This is a genomic window from Microlunatus phosphovorus NM-1 (genome assembly GCF_000270245.1).
GTDB lineage: Bacteria > Actinomycetota > Actinomycetes > Propionibacteriales > Propionibacteriaceae > Microlunatus > Microlunatus phosphovorus.
Genome location: NC_015635.1, coordinates 3,632,632 through 3,648,836, shown reverse-complemented (window position 1 = coordinate 3,648,836; position 16,205 = coordinate 3,632,632). Strand labels below are relative to the sequence as shown.

The 16,205-nt window shown below is 68.6% G+C and carries 12 protein-coding genes; 8 read left to right on the top strand and 4 right to left on the bottom strand.

Annotation, left to right across the window (positions count from 1 at the left end; translation table 11 throughout):
• Window positions 1-441: 441 nt before the first annotated feature.
• Window positions 442-726: a DUF6703 family protein gene (locus MLP_RS16360; RefSeq protein WP_013864262.1), complete on the top strand. Its 285-nt coding sequence runs from the start codon at window positions 442-444 to the stop codon at window positions 724-726.
• Between the two features lie 13 nt (window positions 727-739).
• Here the strand turns inward: MLP_RS16360 and MLP_RS16355 are convergent, their stop codons facing one another.
• Window positions 740-2,035 carry a glycosyltransferase family 4 protein gene (locus tag MLP_RS16355; RefSeq protein ID WP_013864261.1) on the bottom strand — a complete coding sequence of 432 codons (1,296 nt, stop codon included), beginning with the start codon at window positions 2,033-2,035 and terminating at the stop codon, window positions 740-742.
• A 14-nt stretch (window positions 2,036-2,049) separates the two neighbouring features.
• On the bottom strand, window positions 2,050-4,287 hold the full coding sequence (locus MLP_RS16350; protein ID WP_013864260.1) for a glycoside hydrolase domain-containing protein: 2,238 nt from the start codon (window positions 4,285-4,287) through the stop codon (window positions 2,050-2,052).
• A 348-nt stretch (window positions 4,288-4,635) separates the two neighbouring features.
• On the opposite strand from MLP_RS16350, the gene MLP_RS16345 reads away from it, so the two are divergent.
• Window positions 4,636-5,373, top strand: coding sequence for a YceI family protein (locus MLP_RS16345; RefSeq protein WP_013864259.1), 738 nt, complete (start codon window positions 4,636-4,638; stop codon window positions 5,371-5,373).
• A gap of 22 nt (window positions 5,374-5,395) precedes the next feature.
• Here the strand turns inward: MLP_RS16345 and MLP_RS16340 are convergent, their stop codons facing one another.
• Both MLP_RS16340 and MLP_RS16335 read right to left on the bottom strand, forming a co-directional pair.
• On the bottom strand, window positions 5,396-5,773 hold the full coding sequence (locus tag MLP_RS16340) for a hypothetical protein (protein ID WP_013864258.1): 378 nt from the start codon (window positions 5,771-5,773) through the stop codon (window positions 5,396-5,398).
• A gap of 17 nt (window positions 5,774-5,790) precedes the next feature.
• Window positions 5,791-6,051, bottom strand: a complete 261-nt coding sequence (locus MLP_RS16335) for a hypothetical protein (RefSeq protein WP_013864257.1) — start codon at window positions 6,049-6,051, stop codon at window positions 5,791-5,793.
• A 126-nt stretch (window positions 6,052-6,177) separates the two neighbouring features.
• On the opposite strand from MLP_RS16335, the gene MLP_RS16330 reads away from it, so the two are divergent.
• The 6 genes from MLP_RS16330 (at window position 6,178) to MLP_RS16305 (ending at window position 16,090) form a co-directional block, all read left to right on the top strand.
• Window positions 6,178-8,826, top strand: a complete 2,649-nt coding sequence (locus MLP_RS16330) for a helix-turn-helix transcriptional regulator (protein ID WP_013864256.1) — start codon at window positions 6,178-6,180, stop codon at window positions 8,824-8,826.
• A 10-nt stretch (window positions 8,827-8,836) separates the two neighbouring features.
• Window positions 8,837-10,246, top strand: coding sequence for an FAD-binding oxidoreductase (locus tag MLP_RS16325; RefSeq protein WP_197536424.1), 1,410 nt, complete (start codon window positions 8,837-8,839; stop codon window positions 10,244-10,246).
• Window positions 10,243-11,745: a choice-of-anchor D domain-containing protein gene (locus MLP_RS16320; protein ID WP_013864254.1), complete on the top strand. Its 1,503-nt coding sequence runs from the start codon at window positions 10,243-10,245 to the stop codon at window positions 11,743-11,745. Before MLP_RS16325 ends, MLP_RS16320 begins: the two co-directional genes overlap by 4 nt.
• A gap of 73 nt (window positions 11,746-11,818) precedes the next feature.
• Window positions 11,819-12,097: an antibiotic biosynthesis monooxygenase family protein gene (locus MLP_RS16315; protein ID WP_013864253.1), complete on the top strand. Its 279-nt coding sequence runs from the start codon at window positions 11,819-11,821 to the stop codon at window positions 12,095-12,097.
• A complete protein-coding gene (locus MLP_RS16310) occupies window positions 12,094-13,530 on the top strand; it encodes a 3' terminal RNA ribose 2'-O-methyltransferase Hen1 (protein ID WP_013864252.1) in 1,437 nt (478 codons plus the stop codon). The genes MLP_RS16315 and MLP_RS16310 overlap by 4 nt, the downstream gene beginning before the upstream one ends.
• Entirely contained in the window at window positions 13,523-16,090 is a 2,568-nt protein-coding gene (locus MLP_RS16305; RefSeq protein ID WP_041790158.1) for a polynucleotide kinase-phosphatase, read from the top strand. Before MLP_RS16310 ends, MLP_RS16305 begins: the two co-directional genes overlap by 8 nt.
• The last annotated feature ends 115 nt before the right edge of the window (window positions 16,091-16,205 follow it).

Genomic DNA, 16,205 nt, shown 5'->3' with positions numbered 1-16,205 from the left:
GTGGACGTTCGGCGCCCACGGGCCAGAAACGTACGCGGGGTGCGCCTGGTCCGGGTACGTCTTGCGCCCACGGGCCAGAAACGTACGCGGGGTGAGCCTGGTCCGGGTACGTCCTGCGCCCACGGGCCACGAACGTACGCGCGGTGCGCCTGGTCCGGGTACGTCCTGCGCCCACGGGCCACGAACGTACGCGGGGGCCACCCCATTCCCCACTTCGCACCATTTGATGCGACTCCGCACCGCGTAGACGTGGTGCGGAGTGCAACTAAATGGTGCGGAGTCGAATCGGGGGCGATGGATGTGGTGCGGAGTGCAACTAGAGATGCGAAGTGGGGGTTGGACTGGTGCGGGCATGCCGGCGGGCGGGCGCTCCCGGGCACGCCGGCGGGCGATCACGGGCGATCACGGGCGACGCACTCCGCAGGCTCATAGGATTGAGGGATGGCCGAACCCAGCAGCACTCGCCGGCAGATCGAGCAGGCGAGTCGACCCGCGCTCGTGCGGCTCAGCAGCATGCCCAAGCCCCTGCTGCCGTTGGCCACCGTGCTGCTGGTCGCTCTCGGTCTGTTCGCACCATTGCCGATCGCGTTGCCGGCGCTGGCACTCGTGCTCCTCTTCTTCCTCTGGATCGCCTATCTGTCCTGGCCCGTGGTGAGCACCAGCGGCAAGGTGTTGCGCGGTGTGATGGTCGGCCTGGTGATCGCGATGGCGGCCACCAGGTTCTGAGGCGCGTCCTGATTCAGGCAGCGGTGATCTCTGCCAGCCTCGGCTGCTCCACACGACAGAGCAGTCGGTCCAGGACGAATGCCCGGTCGAACTGCATCGCGTAGTCACGTGCCCGCCGAGCCAGTTCCTGGCGCTCGCCCTCAGACATCAGCATCGCGGTGTCCAGGGCGGCCGCGATCGCGTCGGGAGCGTCGGTCGGCACGATCAGGGCCGTGTCGCCGACCGCCTCGCCGACGCCGCCGGTCTCGGTGGTGATGACGGGTCCGCCGCCGGACAGCATCTTCTCCACCAGGGCGATGCCGAAGGTCTCGGTGAACTCCGGTCGCGGCTTGGTCGGCAGCACAAACGCCGCGCAGCCGGCCATCAGCGGCGACCGCTCGGCGTCAGTCACATCGTCGAGGAAGCTGATCCGGTCTGCCGCTGGGGAATCAGCGGCGTACTCCTGCAGCAGGCGAGCCTCGGGACCGTTGCCGGCGATCACCAGTCGGAGGCCCGCGCACTGCTGGCTGGCCGCGAAACCGTCGATCAGATCGTCCACTCCCTTGGCGCGCGCCAATCGGGACAAGAACAGCACATACTCGCCGGTCCGCAGTCCGCGCCGGGCGAGCGTCGCCTCCACCTCGATCGGGTCGGGATCGAGGAACTCGGTGGTGTCGATCGCCGGATAGGAGATGTCGACCCGCTCGGCGCACTGCATGGCGAAGCGGGTGCCGTGCCGGGCGTCGATGGCGGCGGCCGACTCGATGATCAACTGCCGGGTGTACTCCGACACGGCCACCGGTACGTCTGAGCTCAGGTATGACGACAGCACATGCGCGGCCGCGCCGAAGCGGTTCTCCTCGACGCAGGAGCGCACCACGTTGGTGATGTCGGAACCGACGGCCTCGGCGATGGTCGTGACGTTCACCGGCAGCCCGGTCGCCTCGGCTGCGCGGACGGCATCGGTGACTGCCACCGTGTGCGGGCTGAGATAGAGCGACATCGCCAGCGTTGGTACGCCGTCGGTGAAGAGCTCGACCAGACGTCCGGTCAGGCCGGCGAGATAGCGTCCGTCGGGCACCTTGTAGTCACCGACCGGCTCGGGCCGCTCGACGATGATGCCGTCGCTGTAGGGCGCGATGCCGTCCAACGGCTTCAGCGGCAGGCCCGACTCGATCAGCTTGGGGATCGGCCAGCTGATGATGCGCACCTCGGTGAAGCCGCGGGCCAGGGCGGCCTCCGCCAGGTTGCGTGCCTCACCGGAGTGACCACAGATCACCGGGTCGGCGCGGACGACGATGACGAGTCGACGGGGGGTCTGGTGCTTCATGGTGTTACCTCCACTCAGAGGGCGGTGCTGGACAACATCTCGGGGCTGGCTTGACGGGTGTTGGATCGAAGGGCGTCGGGTCGGTGGTCGTGACCCCAGCCGCTGGGCTCGGGGCCGAGGGTGACGACCAGCCGGCCACCGGCGTGCAGCTCTTGGGCGGACAGCCAGGACCGGGCCAGCGGCTGGCCGTTAAAGCTCGCCGACTGGACGTAGGAGGCCGGACCCTCCGGTTCGGGCTCGACGAAGCCGATCGTCTCGATCTCCAGATCTCGGCCGCCGATCGTCAGCCGTGCCTCGGAGAAGGAGGGGGCGTTGAGCAGATAGCGGCTCTGGCCGGCGATCGGGAACAGGCCGAGGCTGGCCCACACATACCAGGAACTGAGGCCGCCGGAGTCGTCGTTGCCGGGAAGCCCGCCGCGACCCAGACCGAACTGGTTGTTGACTGCGGCGTGCACGACTTCTGCGGTCCGGTCCGGCCGACCGGCGTAGTGATAGGCCCACGGTGCTTCCAGGTCCGGCTCGTTGTTGAGTCCCTCGAACCGGTTGAGGGCCGAGCCTGCGGCCAGCTCCTCGAGTCCGGGCCGCTCACCGGGCGGCTTGACCGGATCGGCGCCGTACCCGAAGAACGCGTCCAGCAAGGACACGAAGCGCTCATCCCCGCCGGCCAGCCCGATCCGGGTCGCCATGTCGGGCAGCAGACGGAAGGAGTAGTTCCAGCGACCGCCCTCGTAGAAGGTCGAGTCGACCAAGAGTCCGGTCGCCGGGTCGTACGCATTCACCCAGCGAGTCGCCAGAGCTTCGAGCTGTTCGGCATGCCGGTTGTCGCCGAGGTGGCGGGCGACCACCGCGGTGCTGCGATAGCCGACGGAGAGATCCAAGGTGTGGGTCACCGGGTGCGTGATCCCGTGCAGCAGGTACTCCTCGCCGTACGACCGGCGGAGGTCGGCATCGAGGTGGCAGAGGGCCCACTCCCAGTCGATGCCAGGCATCCCCAGCTGACAGAGATCGGCGAGGAACGTGTGCGCGAGCGCGCTGCCCTGGCGAGAGAACCGATCTGCCCCTTTGGCCATCCGATAGCCGATCGGGAGATTGCCCTCCTCCTCGCAGATGCTGAGCAAGGCGTTGGCCAGTTCGACGGCGCGCTCCGGGAAGAGCGCGGTGATCAGCGGTAGCTGAGTCCGGTAGATGTCCCACATCGTGCAGATGTCGAACACGAAGGGCCCGTCCGACGGCCAGAACGGGCTCTCGCCGGAGGCAAAGCAGGGCTTGATCAGCGAGTGGTAGAGCGCGGTCGAGAAAACTCTCCGCCGACTGTCGGAGCCGGTGTCGACGGCGACCGTGTCGAGATGTTCTCGCCAGACGGCGGCGGTGTCGGACCGGCGGGCGTCGAAGCGGTACGCCCCGGTGCCGCAGTCGGTGCGGAGATTCTCGGTCGCCTGCCCGACACCACGGAGGGAGAAACCGAACCGTAGCTCCACGACCTGGCCGGCTTGGGTCGGACCACGCCACATCAGGCCGAACGGACGCAATGTGGTGGGTCGGATGCGGTCGAAGTCGAGCCGGGTGCCGCCCGGGACCAGCCGCCGGTCGTACCAGAGCAGTTGGTGGAAGCCCGGGCTGTCGCATTCCATCCGGACCGCGAGGGGTGCGCCCTCGAGCACCACCTCGGCCTGAGCCGCCCCCGGTCCGACCGTCTCGAGCAATGCCCGCAGCGGGACTGTGGCGCCGTACGGGATCTGCAGGCCACCGAGGGACAGGTCGATGACGATCCGGGCGTCGTGATGCTCGGGAAAGGTGTAGCGGTGCACCGCGCTGCGTGGGCCGACGGTCACCTCGCAGCGGATCCCCGAGGACAGCGTGGCCGCGTAGTAGCCGGGCTCGGCGACCTCGTCGAGCAGTTGCCAGGTGCTGCCCAGGGCGTCGAGCGGCTCCAGCATCGGCGTCACGCGGAAGTAGTTGTAGTACTTGCGGATCGCCCCGGTGCCTGATTGGTGAAAGTGGGTGAACCCGGAGGCGATCAGCTCCTCGTACATGCGCGGTGGCACGCCTTCGGTGTTCAGCTCGTACAGGCCGTAGCCAGTCGGATAGGCCCCCGAGTAGGCACCGGCCGACACCATCCCGAAGGGGTACGTCGCGCTCGGGTGGGTGTTGCCGATCTGGGGTTTCGGCGACCACCAGGTTGCGGCCAGCCCGTGCGGAGAAGGCAGATCGGACGCGCCGGAGCCGACGAACGGATCCACGTACTCGAACATTCCGCCTCACTCTCGGCTGGCTCGTTCTCGGCTGGCTGGTGACGTTGGTGCTGGTCTGTTCCTCTCGATGCCTCGGCATCGGTGCTTGGTTGACGTCGAACGTAGGAGGCGGTCGTTACGTCGGTGTATCGGCGAGATGAAGGTTGATGTAGTGGGTCCCGTCGCGAGTGGCCGAGCAACGAGTGACAACTGACGCCGTGGCGTGCGTCACATGGGGAACCGGTGGACAAGGCAAGCCGTTGGTGTCGAGTGAAAAGTAAATAGATGAACGATCAACCATTGAGGACGAAGACCCCCCTTCCCTCCCCGCTCTGGTGACCAGCCGTCGCCCACCCCCGAGGAGTTTCGGTGCCCCCGTCCAAGAAGAAGCGCATCCTGATCGCTGTCCTGTCCGGCGTCGTCGTCGTGATCCTGGCCGCGATCATCGGCCCGATCATCTATGCGCGGACCCAATCCGCGGCGCCGCCGCCGCTCTCGGTGACCAGTTCACCGACGGCCTCACCAACCGGCAGTGCCGATGCCTCAGGATCGCCGAGTGCGGCCGACACTCCGAGCGCGAGCGCGGCCAGTGACGACGACGGAACCTGGGAGGTCTCCGACGGGTCGGAGGCCGGCTACCGGGTGGATGAGGTGCTCAACGGACAAGACGTCACGGTGGTCGGCCGGACCGACAAGGTGAGCGGCACGATCGAGATCGCCGGCAACGAGCTCACCGCTGCTGAGATCGAGGTGGATGTCGCCTCGGTAGCCACCGACACGGACCGACGAGACACCTACTTCCGTTCGAACGCGATGCAAACCGACGAGCACCCCACGGCGACCTTCACGCTGACCAAGCCTGTCGAGCTGCCCGAGATCGGTGCCAAAGCGGTCAAGGTCAAGGCCACCGGGAACCTGGAACTGGCCGGTGCGTCCCGTCCCGTGACCGCCACCATCGAGGTCGTGCGGGCCGGCGACTCGGTCCGGGCCTCCGGTTCGATCGACGTCACCTTCGCCGACTGGGGCATCCAGGCGCCGAACCTCGGGTTCGTCAAGGTCGAGGACTCCGGCCAGGTCGAGTTCCTGGTCGAGCTGGAACAGCAGTAGCCGACGACCTCCCGCCAGGTGGTCAGACCTGCTGGATCCCTGCCGGGTGATCGGTGTGCCGCGCCAGGCTGCGTAGGTCCTCGGGATCGGACGTCCAGATGTCGGCCCGCTCGTCCGAGGCGACAAGCGCTACGTGGGCATCGATGACATCGGAAGTGCCGGTCGCGGCGAGGAGTATGCCGATCCGATGCGCGTCGTCGGGAGTAAGGGCGACCAGCCGGCAGCCACGAAGAAATCGCCGAAGTTGGACCTCGCGTGGTGACCGGCTGACCTGAGCAACGACTGGCGCCGTGGTGATCGGCTCGATCCCCAACTCAAGGCGGGCTCGGTGTTCGGCCCAGATGCGTCGGTTGTTCGATTCGGCCGCGATCAGGGCGGCGGCGTCGTACACGGTGCTCATTCGGCATGCACCGCGGTTTACGCCGAGGCGCGCAACGTCGAAGCTCCGGCGATCCGTGCTCGGGCGGCGGCCATCTCCTCATCGGTGAGTTCGCCGTGCTCCCGTTCCCACTCAGCCACGGCGGCGAGGCCATCGCGGATCCGTAGCGCTCGACGCGCGGCCTCGGTCATCCAGGCGGACACGCTCACGCCATCCTCGGCGGCCGCGGTCTCCACCTGCCGGGCGACACCAGATTCGACGCTGATCGCAAGCTTGCGCGATGGGTTTCCACGAGGCATGGCAGAAGTCTACTACTGCGGTAGGAGGCTTTGCGGGGGTATTCAGAGGTACTGTCAAATCCGCAGTAACGGATAAGGGCCACCGACAGGGGAGAACCCCGCGTTGCATCGGCTGCGGGAGGCTGGATGGTCGATACGGATCAGCCGGGTCTGCTGGAACGCTCCGGCGCGAGATCCGAACTCGCCGCGGCCACGGACGTCTTGGACCGTGGCGGTGGCCGGCTGGTGCTCGTGCACGGGGAGGCCGGGATCGGAAAGACCAGCCTGATCCGCGCTTACTGCGCCGGATTGGACTCGGACCGCCGGGTGCTGCTCGGCCGTTGCGACGACCTCGCCGCCGCACCCCCGCTGGGTGCGGTCCGCGAACTCGTCGACGGCCTGGCCACGCGCGGTGATCGTGTCGAGCTGGGCGATCATCCCGGCCGAGCCCTGTACGACGCCTTGCGGAGCGAACCGACCATCTGTGTCATCGACGACGTCCACTGGGCCGACCAGGCGACACTGGACGTGCTGACCTATCTCGCACGGCGGGTGTCGGAAATGCGGTTGCTGCTGCTGTTGACGTTCCGCGACGACGAGTTGCCCGCCGATCACCCGCTGCACCGCACCTTGGCCGCCGCGCCACCTTCGCACTGCCGGCGGATCGGCCTGGCGCCGCTCAGCTTGGCCGCGGTACGTCGACTTGCGGCACCCGGAGTCGACGCGGAAGCGGTGCACCGCGTCACCGGAGGCAACCCGTTCTTCGTCACCGAGGCGCTGACGGCGGGGACCAGCCGGGTGCCGGCCAGCGTCCGGGAATCGGTGCTCGGTCGGTTCGCTCGGCTTCCCTCCGGCGCCCGAGCCACAGCCGAGTTGGTGAGCGTCGTGCCCGGCCGGGCGGAGCAGTGGCTGGTCGAGGCATGCCTCGAAGGGGCCGCCGATGTCGCGGCGGGTGAGAGGTACGGACTGCTGGTCGTCACGCGCGAGGGCATCAGCTTCCGGCACGAGCTCGCCCGGCGAGCCATCGAGGAGTCGCTGTCCGGGCAGCAACGCACCGAGCACAACCGTGCGGTGCTGCGCGAGCTGGTTGCTGCCGATGCGCCCGATGCCCGACTTGCCCACCATGCCTGGCGGGCCGGCGACGCGGCCGCGGTGATCCGGCACGGTCTCGCCGCCGCGACGAGCGCCGCCGCGTCGAACTCCCACCGGGAAGCGGCCGACCTGCTGGGTCAGGTGCTGGCGCACGCGACGATGCTGGCTCCGCGCGTATTGGCCGATGTGCTCGAGGACTATTCGACCGAGTCGTATCGGGCCGGGAGGCAGGAGCCTGCGGTGCGTGCTCGCGAACGTGCGCTGGCCATTCGGCGTGAGCTGGGCGATCCGCGCCGGGTCGGCCACACGCTGGGCTGGCTCGCGCGGGTGCGGTGGGTCTATGGCGACCGAGCCGGTGCCGAGGCTGCGGCGGATGAGGCCGTCGCGGTGCTCGTAGCTGCGATCGGAGACGATCCCCCGTGCCGTGAGCTCGCCATGGCGCTCAGCATTCAGTCCCAGCTCGCGATGCTCGCCCAGCGCGACGACGAGGCCATCCGACAGGGCGAGCGTGCAGCGGTGATCGCGCAGGCGGTCGGCGACGTCGAGACCCTCACCCACGCCCAGGTCAACATCGCCAGCGCAGTGGCTCAGCGCGATCTCGACGCGGGGTTGGAGCAGTTGAAGCAGACGGCCCGATATGCGGCTGCGCTCGGCCACGACGACACGGCATGTCGCGCGCTCACCAACGCCACCTGGCGCTGCATGACCAACCACCGGATCCCCGACGCGATGGAGTTGGTCGAGCAGGCGATGGCGTTGGCCCGGGAGCGAGAGATGTCGATCTACATCGACTATCTCCAGGTCACCCGCGCCCTGCTGGCGCTGGCGCGCGGCGAGCTGGCGTTGGCGGCGACGTTGGTGGAACAGGCGCCCAACGCCAATCGTGCACCGTCATTGTTCGTGCGCGCGGCCATCGCCGTACGGTGTGATGTCGACGATCCGGTCGCGCTGCTGGCCGAGGGCTGGCGTGTCGCCCAGGCGACGGACGAGCTGCAGCGGCTGCGGCCGATGGCGAGCCTCCGCGCCGAGTGGGCATGGCTGCACGGCGACGGGGCAGCGATGGACGAGGCGACTCGCGACACGTACCGGCTGGCGCTGCGACGCGGCACGCCGTGGGAGTTCAGTGAGCTGGCTGAGTGGCGCTGGCGCGCCGGGGTGCTCGACGCCGTGCCGGATCGGCTGGCCGAGCCGTACGCGCTCGCGGTAGCGGGTCGGGCACGCGAGGCCGGCGCAGTCTGGGCGATGCTCGGCGAGCCGTACCAGCAGGCGCTCGCGTTGCTCGGCTCGGACGATGCCGGCGATGTCACCGACGCCATCGAGCTGCTGGACCGGATCGGTGCCGTGGGGGTGCTTCCGTTCGCACGGGCGCGGCTGCGCGAGCTCGGTGTGGCGAGTGTCCCGCGAGGACGGGCGCGCAGCACCCGCGTCAATCCGGCGGGCTTGACCGACCGGCAGCTCGAGGTGCTCCGGCTGCTGGAGCGGGGCATGTCCAACTCCGACATCGCTCGGCGCCTTGTACTCTCGCCGAAGACCGTCGAGCACCATCTCGGCGCGGTGTTCGGCAAGCTGGGCGTCACCTCGCGCGCGGACGCTGCCGCCGTCGCCCGCCGGCTCGGAATCGACACGGGCCGGCCAAAACCTGGGTGGCGCCGGGCCATCTTGGGGGGTGCCCTCCCGATACCGGTGAGGTCGGTCGGTTCCTAGCGTCATGGACATGACGACAGACCTGACCACTCACACATCGCCGAACGCCGCGTCCCGGGTCGAGATCCCGGGGTTTCGCGGCGAGTTGATCGAGCCCGGGGACGCGGGCTACGACGCCGCCCGCGCGGTCTACAACGGCGCGATCGACCGGTACCCCCGACTCGTCGCCCGGTGCGTCGACGCCGCGGACGTGATGGCCGCCGTCAGGGCCGCACGTGCCGCCGACCTCACCATCGCCGTCCGCGGCGGCGGCCACAACGCCGGCGGTCTCGGGGTGTGGGACGACGCCCTGGTCGTCGACCTCACCCCGATGCGGTCGGTCCACGTCGACCCAGCTGAACGCCTGGTGCGGGTCGACGGCGGAGCCGTCTGGGGCGACGTCGACCACGCCACGCACCCGTTCGGGCTGGCGGTGCCGAGTGGCTTCATCTCCTCCACCGGTGTCGGCGGTCTCACCCTGGGCGGCGGCATCGGCTACCTCAGCCGGCAGTTCGGACTCACCATCGACTCCCTGCTGGCCGTCGACGTGGTCTTGTCCGACGGCACGCTGGTCACTGCCGATGCCGATCGTCGCCCCGACCTGTTCTGGGCGGTCCGCGGCGGCGGTGGCAACTTCGGGGTCGTCACCTCCTTCACCTTCGGTGCCCATCCGGTACGAACCGTCGCCGCGGGACCGATGTTCTTCGATGCCGCCCGCGGCGCGGAGGTGCTGCGGGCCTGGGACGAGCTGCTCGACTCCGCATCGGAGAGCTTGAACGGCTGGTTCGGGTTTCTCAGCGTGCCGGCCGTGGACGACTTCCCGGCGGACCTGCGCGGACGCACGGTTGCGGCGATCATGTGGTGCCACAATGGTCCGCTGGCCGAGGCGAGACAGCTGCTGGCGCCGTTGCGAGACCTCGACCCGCTGCTGGACGGGGTCGGCGAGGTGCCATGGCCGGCGCTGCAGTCGATCTTCGATCCGCTCTTCCCGGCCGGGCTGCAGTGGTATTGGCGGACCGACTTCGTCGACGAGCTGACCGACGAGGCGATCGCGGTGCACCTGGAACACGGAACCGAATTGCCGTCGCCGCAGTCGACGATGCATCTCTATCCGGTCAGCGGTGCCGCCGGACGCGTGCCAGCTGGCGCGACCGCGTACGCCCATCGGCAGGCGAAGTATGCCCAGGTGATCGTCGGGGTCGATCCGGACCCGGCCAAGCTCGCGTCGGTGGCGAGCTGGGCCCGCGACTACCACGACGCCCTTCATCCGCATTCGGTCGGCGGCGGCTATGTCAACATGATGATGGATGACGAGGGCCTGGACCGGGTGCGCGCCAGCTACCGCGACAACTTCGCCCGACTGGTCGAGGTCAAGCGCCGCTATGACCCGGACAACACCTTCCACATCAACCAGAACATCCCCCCGGATGCGATCTCATGACCTCGCAAGCGTCACGACGCGCGCGTGGTGTCTACCGCGTTCCATACGTCAACGGCACCCGCGTCCGGGTGAACGGCGACGCCGGATCCCACTACCCGCCGACCCGCTACGACCTGGTCGGGATGGGTCGAGACGACGGGGTCTATCGGATCGCCGCCGCGGCAGACGGAATCGTCCGCAGGCTCGTCGACCAGTTCAACCAGAACCGGCCGGATGGCAACCCGTGTGACAACAACCACGTGTGGCTGGAGCATCCGAACGGCGAATGGACCAAGTACACCCACTTGCGCCAGGGCAGCGCCACCGCGGCCGGACTGGTGCTCGACGGCCCGGTGGCCGCGGGTGCCCCGCTGGGCATCGAAGGCGATGTCGGCTGTGCCCATGGGCAGCATCTCCACTTCGAGGTGGCCGTTCCGGACCCCAACTTGAGCGATCCGATCACCCCCGACGGCTTCATCATCCCCGACCACCGCCGCAATCGGATCCCGTGGATCTGTGGGATCCCCGGCCGACAGTTCGTCGAAGGCCGGACCTTCACCGCAGTGGCGTACCCGTCGAGGGACATCGCCGTGCTTCCCGAATCGGTCACCTTCGCGAAGGTGCCGATCGGGCACGGCGAGACCGAGATCTGCACCGTGGTCAACCTCGGCCGGACGGCTGCCACCGTCGCCGTGAGCGGTTCGCCAGGCGGGTCGGTGCTGGCCTGGTTCCCGGTCCGTGCCACTCGGCTGGCCCCGGGCGACTTCATCGACATCCCGATTCGCTTCACTCCGGTGTCGGTGCTGCCCGCCCGGGAAGCGTTGACGTTGACCGTCGACGGCGAGAAGACGCAGGTGAATGTCATCGGCATCGGCGCCGGAACCGGTCCGTGGCCGGCGATCGTGGCGGTGCCCGGCTCGCTCACGTTCGGGTCCGTACCCCTCCGCGGCCGGGCCACCGACCCGATCACGCTGACCAACCGCGGTGCCGGCCGAGCGAAGATCACCACGCCCGGTACGCCGTCGGGTTCGGTGTTCCATCGGTTCGCGCTGAACACGACCCTCGAGGCCGGCGAGTCGGTGGGGATGCCGATCCGGTTCCGGCCGACCAGTGTTGGGCCCCGGCGGGAGACCCTGGTGGTCAGCGTGACCGGCGGTGACCCCGTCGAGGTGCCGTTGCTCGGGTCCGGTGCTCCGCTGATCGAGTTCGAGCCTGCCGAGCTGGACTTCAAGGGGCTGCCGCTCGGACGCACCGCGACCAAGACGGTCAGCATCGTCAATCCATCGCCGGATGATGGGGTCTCGGTCACGATCCCATCGGCGAGGACGAACGGCTTCCGTTGGCCCGCCGTCTCGACCGTGATCCCGGCCGACGGCCGCCTCGCGGTCACGGTCACCTTCGCGCCGCTGCGACAGGGACCGCTCAGCGCCACGCTGCTGGCAACGGTCGCAGGCCCCGCTCCGTACACCCGCCGCCTCAGGATCGTCGGCACCGGAACGGGAGGTCCACACGTGCCATGACGACCGCACGCCGCATCGTGCTCACCCGGAATTCCATCGTCGCAGACCAGGGTGGCCCCGTACTCTGTCGCGGGTGTTGGTGATCACCCGCTTCCGTGTCCACGACGTCGAGGGCTTCCGCGACCGCGCCGCTGCTGCGCTCGAGGTGTTCCAGGCCAGGAAGGGTTTCCTGGCCGCGGACTTGGAGCGCAATCTGGACGACGAGGAGCTGTGGGTGCTGGTCACCCGGTGGCGTGATGTCGGATCCTACCGGCGGGCGCTGCAGGGCTATGAGTCCAAGTTGGTCGTCGTGCCACTGCTGTCGGAGGCGTTCGACGAGCCATCGGCGTACGAGGATCCGGCCCTGCTGTGATCATCACCATCAGCGTCGGCGCTACCGGGCTCGGGCCTGCTTCCGACCTGGGATTCCTGCTGCACAAGCATCCCGACAAGCTGCAGTCGTTCGCGTTGTCGGTCGGGACGGCGTACGTCTGCTATCCCGAAGCCAGCCCCGAACGCTGCACCGCTGCCTTGTTGCTGGAGGTCGACCCGATCGGTCTGGTCCGCGGTGGGTCGCGCTCGCGACCGGGGCCGCAATCACTGGCGCAGTATGTCAACGACCGCCCGTACGCCGCGTCGTCGCTGCTCAGCACCGCGTTGACCAAGGTCTTTCGAACGGCGATGACGGGCCGCTGCGATAGTCGTCCGGAGTTGGCCGCGACCTCGCTGGAGCTGGAGATCGTCTTGCCGGCGCTGCCGTGTCGGGGTGGCGTGGGACTGGCGTTGCGGATCTTCGAACCGCTCGGCTGGACCGTGGCGGCCACCCCGATCCCGCTCGATCCGACCGTGCCGGAATGGGGCGACTCCCGCTATCTGTCGTTGCGGTTGACCGGTCGGCTGCGGTTGGCAGATGCGCTCAACCACCTGTACGTGCTGCTGCCCGTGCTCGACGACGCCAAGCACTACTGGGTGAGCACCGACGAGATCGACAAGCTGATCCGGGCCGGGGAGGGTTGGCTGGCCGGGCACCCGGAGAAGGCACTGATCACCAAGCGCTATCTGCGGCACCGTGGCTCGCTGACTCGGACCGCGCTCGGGCGGCTGGCCGAGGTCGACGATCTTGATCCCGACGACGTCGAGGTTACGGAGCCGGTGCCGGAAAGGATGCCGAGCCTCGCCGAGCAGCGCCGCGGCGCCGTCCTCGCGGCGGTGCATGCTTCGGGAGCACGTCGGGTCGGTGATCTCGGCTGCGGTGAAGGAGCGCTACTGCCGGCATTGCTGGCCGACCGCTCGATCGAACACGTGACCGCGGTCGATGTCTCTTCGCGGAGCCTGGAATTCGCCGCCCGGCGGATCCGACTGGACCGGATGAACGAACGACAACAGGCTCGGATCTCGCTGTTGCATGGCTCGCTGACGTACGCCGATCAGCGGCTGGCCGAGCTGGATGCGGCGATCCTGATGGAGGTGATCGAGCACCTTGACGAGTCCCGGCTGCCTGCGCTGGAACGCTGTGTGTTCGGCACGGCGGCACCGGACACCGTGATCGTCACCACCCCCAATGCCGACTACAACGTGCGCTACGAATCCTTGCCGGCGGGGGAGTATCGGCATCGCGATCACCGCTTCGAATGGGGCCGCGCCGAGTTCGCTGCCTGGTCGGAGCGGGTCGCGGCGACGTACGGGTATGAGGTCCGGCTGCTGCCCGTCGGACCGGTCGATCCCGAGGTGGGCTCGCCGACCCAAATGGCGATTCTGAGTCGCGCTGCCGCACCCAACGTCGGGGTAGGTGAGGACCATGTCTGAGCAAAGAGCGCATCAACTGGCGATTCCCGAACTGAGCCTGGTGGTGCTGATCGGGGTGTCCGGGTCGGGGAAGTCCACCTTCGCCGCGCGGCACTTCAAGGCCACCGAAGTGGTCTCCTCCGATGTCTGCCGCGGACTGGTGGCCGACGACGAGAACGATCAGGCGGCGACCAAGCCCGCCTTCGAACTGCTGCACACCATCGTCGGGATCCGGCTGCGTGAGGGCCGGCTGGCGGTGGTCGACGCGACCAATGTGCAGCCGGAAGGGCGCAAGGCGCTGGTCGCCCTGGCCAAGGAGCACGATGTGCTCCCGGTGGCGATCGTGCTGGACGTGCCGCCGGCGGTGTGCCGGGACCGCAATCGGAGTCGAGCCGACCGGCCGTTCGGTGAGCACGTGATCCGGCGCCAGCATGACCAGCTGCGGCGTAGCCTGCGCGGCCTGGAGAAGGAGGGTTTCCGAACCGTCCATCGGCTGACCGACCCGGCCGAGATCGAGCAGTCGGTGATCGTTCGCAGCCGGCTCTACACCGACCGGCGCGACGATCATGGCCCGTTCGATGTGATCGGCGACGTACACGGCTGCCGGGCTGAGCTGGAGACGTTGCTGATCGAGCTGGGCTATGTGATCGGGCGCGACGGCCAAGGGCGGGCGATCGGGGCGCACCACCCGGACCGGCGGGTGATCTTCGTCGGTGATCTGGTGGATCGGGGTCCTGACTCGCCCGGGGTGCTTCGGCTGGCGATGGGCATGGTCGCGGCCGGCGATGCGCTGTGCGTTTCCGGCAACCACGAGGCCAAGCTGCTGCGGGCCCTCCGCGGCCGGAAGGTGCAGGTCAGCCACGGACTGGCCGAGACGTTGGCTCAGCTCGATGCCGAGCCGCCGGAGTTCCGGGCCGAGGTGGAGCGGTTCGTGGACTCCTTGATCAGCCACTATGTGCTGGATGACGGCCAGTTGGTGGTCGCCCATGCCGGTCTGATCGAGCGATATCAGGGCCGGGCGTCGGGCCGGGTCCGCTCCTTCTGTCTGTACGGCGACACCACCGGGGAGACCGACGAGTACGGGCTCCCGGTCCGGTTGCCCTGGGCTCGGGACTATCGAGGTGCGGCGATGGTCGTCTATGGCCACACGCCGACCCCGGACGCGGAGTGGGTGAACAACACCATCTGTCTGGACACAGGCTGCGTGTTCGGTGGCCGGTTGACCGCGCTGCGCTATCCGGAGCGCGAACTGGTGGCCGTCGACGCGGGCGAGGTCTACTACGAGCCGGCCCGGCCGTTGGCGAGCAGCGCTCCGGCGGCAATCGGAGCGGGGCGTGATCCGGAGGTGTTGGATCTCACCGATGTGACCGGCTCGCGGGTGCTGCACACCGGCTATCTCGACCGGATCGGAGTCCGCGCCGAGAATGCCGCGGCTGCGCTGGAGGTGATGAGCCGGTTCGCCATCGATCCGCGGTGGCTGATCTATCTGCCGCCCACGATGAGTCCAGTCGCCACTTCGAGCGAGCCTGGACTGCTCGAGCATCCTGCGCAGGCGTTCGATGCCTATCGAACCGATGGCGTACCGGCGGTGATCTGCGAAGAGAAGCACATGGGCTCGCGGGCGGTGGCGCTGGTCTGTCGCGATCTGGCGGCTGCCCGGGCTCGGTTCGGCGCGCCCGATGATGCCCTGGGTGCGGTGTGGACGCGTACCGGACGGTCCTTCTTCTCACCCGAACTGACCGCTGAGCTGGTGGAGAGACTGCGTACGGCGGCGGAACGAGCCGGTCTGTTCGACGAGTTGGACACCGGCTGGCTGTTGTTCGACGCGGAACTGCTGCCGTGGAGTGCCAAGGCGGGAGATCTGCTGCGCAGCCAGTACGCCGCCGTCGGTGCCGCCGCTGGTGCGGCTCTGCCTGTGGCGGTGGAGGCCCTGGCGCAGGCACAAGCGCGTGGGGTCGGGGTCGGCGAACTGCTCGGTCGCACCGAGTCCCGGTTGGCCAACGCGGAGCTGTTCCGCGCGGCGTACCAGCGTTATTGCTGGCCGACCGACGGTCTGACTGGGGTACGGCTGGCGCCGTTCCAGCTGCTGGCCGGCGAGGGCCGGGCCTACCACGATCAGCCGCATTCGTGGCACCTGAGTCTGGCCGATCGGCTGGTCGAGGCCGACCCGGAGCTGATCGCCCAGACCCGCCGGCTGGTGGTCGACCTGACCGATGAGACGAGCCTGCAGGCGGGGATCGACTGGTGGACCGAGCTGACCGACGCCGGAGGCGAGGGGATGGTGGTCAAGCCGCTATCCAACCTAGTCCGGACCAAGTCGGGTGTGCTGCAGCCTGGGCTCAAGGTCCGCGGCCGGGAGTATCTGCGGATCATCTACGGTCCCGACTACACCGAGCCCGCCAACCTGAGCCGGCTGCGGGATCGCCGGCTGGGGCACAAGCGGTCGATGGCCCTGCGCGAGTATGCGCTGGGCCTGGAGGCGCTGGATCGGGTCGCTCGCGGCGAGCCGCTCTGGCGCGTGCACGAATGCGTCTTCGCCGTCCTGGCGCTCGAGTCGGAGCCGGTCGATCCTCGCTTGTAAGCAAGGTCAGAAGTCGCTCGGGTTCCGTGTTGTCGCGCTATCTGGAGATGGAGCGACAACCTCAAACCCGAGCGACTTCGAGTCAGGACTTGGGAGGCTGCCGGAGCAGGCGGGA

Excerpts from the sequence above, each read along its gene's own strand:
- MLP_RS16340 (WP_013864258.1), bottom strand. The coding sequence starts at position 5,773 with ATGAGCACCGTGTACGACGCCGCCGCCCTGATCGCGGCCGAATCGAAC.
- MLP_RS16305 (WP_041790158.1), top strand. The coding sequence starts at position 13,523 with ATGTCTGAGCAAAGAGCGCATCAACTGGCGATTCCCGAACTGAGCCTG.
- MLP_RS16355 (WP_013864261.1), bottom strand. The coding sequence starts at position 2,035 with ATGAAGCACCAGACCCCCCGTCGACTCGTCATCGTCGTCCGCGCCGAC.
- MLP_RS16335 (WP_013864257.1), bottom strand. The coding sequence starts at position 6,051 with ATGCCTCGTGGAAACCCATCGCGCAAGCTTGCGATCAGCGTCGAATCT.
- MLP_RS16360 (WP_013864262.1), top strand. The coding sequence starts at position 442 with ATGGCCGAACCCAGCAGCACTCGCCGGCAGATCGAGCAGGCGAGTCGA.
- MLP_RS16325 (WP_197536424.1), top strand. The coding sequence starts at position 8,837 with ATGACGACAGACCTGACCACTCACACATCGCCGAACGCCGCGTCCCGG.
- MLP_RS16350 (WP_013864260.1), bottom strand. The coding sequence starts at position 4,287 with ATGTTCGAGTACGTGGATCCGTTCGTCGGCTCCGGCGCGTCCGATCTG.
- MLP_RS16320 (WP_013864254.1), top strand. The coding sequence starts at position 10,243 with ATGACCTCGCAAGCGTCACGACGCGCGCGTGGTGTCTACCGCGTTCCA.
- MLP_RS16330 (WP_013864256.1), top strand. The coding sequence starts at position 6,178 with ATGGTCGATACGGATCAGCCGGGTCTGCTGGAACGCTCCGGCGCGAGA.